The following is a 3,119-nucleotide window of genomic DNA, read 5'->3' on the forward strand; positions in this document are numbered from 1 at the left end:
GAAGCCCTGGTGCGCGAACAGGACACCATCTCGCGCCTGGGCGGCGACGAGTTCCTGCTGATGCTGCCGGGCACCGACGCCGAAGGCGCCGCGCTCGCCGCCGCCCAGGTGTTGACGGCACTGTCGCGCCCGTTCCAGATCGAGCAGTACGAGCTGACCACCACGGGCTCGGTCGGCATTGCGGTCTTTCCGGACGACGGCCAAGACTTCAACACGCTCTACCAGCGCGCCGATGCCGCGATGTACCGCGCCAAGCGCAGCGGCCGCAACCGCCACGGCTTTTTCACCGCCGAGCTCGAAGCCCGCTCGGCGCGCACGCTGCAGCTCGAAAACGCCCTGCACCGCGCCCTGGAGCGTCAGCAGTTCGAGCTGCACTACCAGCCGCAGGTGTCCTTGCAGACGCTGCAGATCGTCGGCGCCGAAGCCCTGCTGCGCTGGCGCCACCCCGAGCTGGGCTGGGTGTCCCCGGCCGAATTCATTCCGGTGGCCGAAAACAGCGGCCTGATCGTGGCCATCGGCGAATGGGTCTTGCGCACCGCCACGCGCGAGGCCAAACACTGGCTGGACCAGCGGCTGCAGCTGCGCACCCTCTCGGTCAACCTGTCGGCCGTGCAGTTCCGGCACCCGCAGTTGCCCGAGATGGTGTCGCGCTGCCTCGCGGAGTCGGGCCTGCCCGCGCAGCGGCTCGAACTCGAGCTCACCGAAGGCGCGGCGGTGGACGACCCGGCGGCGGCCCTGGCCATCATGGAGCAGCTGCACGAACGCGGCGCGCGCCTGTGCATGGACGACTTCGGCACCGGCTATTCGTCGCTGAGCCAGCTCAAGCGCTTTCCGATCCACAAGCTCAAGATCGACCAGTCGTTCGTGCGCGACCTGGAGGAAGACGCCAACGACCGCGCCATCATCAGCGCCATCATCCGCATGGCCCAGGCGCTGGGCATGCACACCACGGCCGAGGGCGTGGAAACCGAAGGGCAGCTCGCCTTCCTGCGCGAGCAGGGCTGCGACGAGGGCCAGGGCTATCTGTTCAGCCGGCCGCTGCCCGCCAAGGACTTCGAAGCGCTGCTGCGCAGCCGGCAAAGCTAAAAATCAAGCATTAAATCGGCCTCTAGCGCTCGTCAGGAAAGCGTTTGCAGCTATCAATACAAGAGTGTCAGCCCTGGTTTTCCAGCACGGCGCCATGCTCCTGCGTGCACGGCTCAATGCCCCAGGATCTTCGACAGGAAGTCGCGGCTGCGCTCGTTTTGCGGGTTGTTGAAGAACGCCTCGGGCGTGTTCTGCTCCACGATCTGGCCCTGGTCCATGAAGATGACCCGGTCGGCCACGGCCTTGGCAAAACCCATTTCGTGCGTGACGCAAATCATGGTCATGCCCTGCTTGGCCAGCTCGATCATCACGTCGAGCACCTCCTTGATCATCTCGGGGTCGAGTGCCGAGGTGGGCTCGTCGAACAGCATGATCTTGGGCGTGAGGCACAGCGCGCGCGCAATCGCCACGCGCTGCTGCTGCCCGCCCGAGAGCTGCAACGGGTATTTGCCGGCCTGCTCGGCAATGCGCACGCGTTCCAACTGCTGCATGGCGCGCGCCTCGGCCTCTTTCTTGGGCAGCTTGCCCACCCACATCGGCGAGAGCGTGAGGTTCTCCAGCACCGTGAGGTGCGGGAACAGGTTGAACTGCTGGAACACCATGCCGACTTTTTTGCGCACGCCGTCAATGGCGCGCACGTCGTCGCTCAGCTCCACGCCGTCGACCACCAGCCGGCCCTGCTGGTGCTCCTCGAGCCGGTTGATGCAGCGGATCAGCGTGGACTTGCCCGAGCCCGAGGGCCCGCAGACCACGATGCGCTCGCCGCGCGCCACGTCCAGGTCGATATCGCGCAACACGTGAAAGCTGTTGCCGTACCACTTGTTGACTTTGTCGAAGGTAATGATGGATTCAGGCATGGGCATGGCGGGGCTAGCGTTGCCGCCCCTTGTTGGCCTGCTTCTCCACCCAGTGGCTGTAACGCGACATGGAGAAGCAGAAAGTGAAGTAGATCAGCGCGATGAACAGGTAGCCCTCGATCTTGAAGGGACGCCAGTTCGCGTCGGAGTTGAGCGCCAGGTCGAGCGCTCCGGTCAGCTCGTACAGGCTCACGATGGCCACCAGCGAGGTGTCCTTGAAGGTGGAGATGAAGCTGTTCATGATGCCTGGCACCACCAGGGCCAGCGCCTGCGGCAGCACGATCTTGCGCTGCGTCTGCCAGTACGACAGCCCCAGCGTGGCAGCCGCCTCGACCTGCCCCTTGGGAATGGCCTGCAACCCGCCGCGGATCACCTCGGCCAGATAGGCCGCGGCAAACAGCGTGATGCCCACCAGCACGCGCACCAGCACATTGATCGTGAAACCCTGCGGCATGAACAGCGGGAACATGAACGAGGCCATGAACAGCACCGAGATCAGCGGCACGCCGCGCACCAGCTCCACGTAAATGGTGCAGGCGCTGCGTATCGCCGGCAAGGACGACACCCGCCCCAGCGCCACCAGCAACGCGATCGGGAACGCCAGCCCAATCGACAGCGTGGACAGCAAGATGGTGAGCGGCAAGCCGCCCCAGCGGTCGGTCTCGACCAGCGACAGGCCGGCGATGCCGCCATGCATCAGGACAAAGAAGCCCGCCAGCACCAGCACCCACAGCACCGGCAGCCAGGGCCGCCAGAACGCGCGCGTACAGCTGGCCACCAGCAGCACCATCACCAGCAGCGTGGCCACCAGCGGGCGCCATTGCTCTTCATACGGGTAGCGGCCAAAGATGATCAGGCGGTATTTCTCGGCGATCACGCCCCAGCAGGCGCCCGCGCCCGGTGCGCGGCAGGCCTCGACGTGGGGCTGCCAGACGGCCTTGAGCAGCGCCCAGTTCAGTACTTGCGGCACATACCACAGCAGCAGGCCACCGACCAGCAGCGTGGCCAGCGTGGTCGGCCAGTCGCCCAGCAGGTTGGCGCGTACCCAGGCCAGCATCCCGCCGGTCTTGGCGGGGGCCGGGCGCGGCGCGATCGGGGCAAAGGTTTTGGCGGCCATGGTTCAGCGCTCCTTGATGGCGGCGCGCGCGTTGTACCAGCCCATCAGCAGCGAGGTGA

The 3,119-nt window shown here is 66.0% G+C and carries 3 protein-coding genes; 1 reads left to right on the plus strand and 2 read right to left on the minus strand.

The window, feature by feature from the left end; all coding sequences use genetic code 11:
* Nucleotides 1-1,086, plus strand: a 1,086-nt coding sequence (locus QZH66_RS14660; RefSeq protein WP_305806661.1) for a bifunctional diguanylate cyclase/phosphodiesterase, incomplete at its 5' end; no start/stop codon positions are given.
* Nucleotides 1,087-1,199: 113 nt separating this feature from the next.
* On the opposite strand, the gene QZH66_RS14665 is transcribed toward QZH66_RS14660, so the two are convergent.
* Together QZH66_RS14665 and QZH66_RS14670 are read right to left on the minus strand one after the other, a co-directional pair.
* On the minus strand, nucleotides 1,200-1,931 hold the full coding sequence (locus tag QZH66_RS14665; RefSeq protein WP_345783854.1) for an amino acid ABC transporter ATP-binding protein: 732 nt from the start codon (nucleotides 1,929-1,931) through the stop codon (nucleotides 1,200-1,202).
* 25 nt (nucleotides 1,932-1,956) lie between these two features.
* Complete coding sequence (locus tag QZH66_RS14670; RefSeq protein WP_305806663.1) at nucleotides 1,957-3,060, minus strand: amino acid ABC transporter permease; 1,104 nt, start codon at nucleotides 3,058-3,060, stop codon at nucleotides 1,957-1,959.
* Nucleotides 3,061-3,119 lie beyond the last annotated feature (59 nt).

The organism is Stenotrophomonas sp. YIM B06876 (genome assembly GCF_030711595.1).
In the GTDB taxonomy this organism is placed as follows: Bacteria; Pseudomonadota; Gammaproteobacteria; order Xanthomonadales; family Xanthomonadaceae; genus Stenotrophomonas.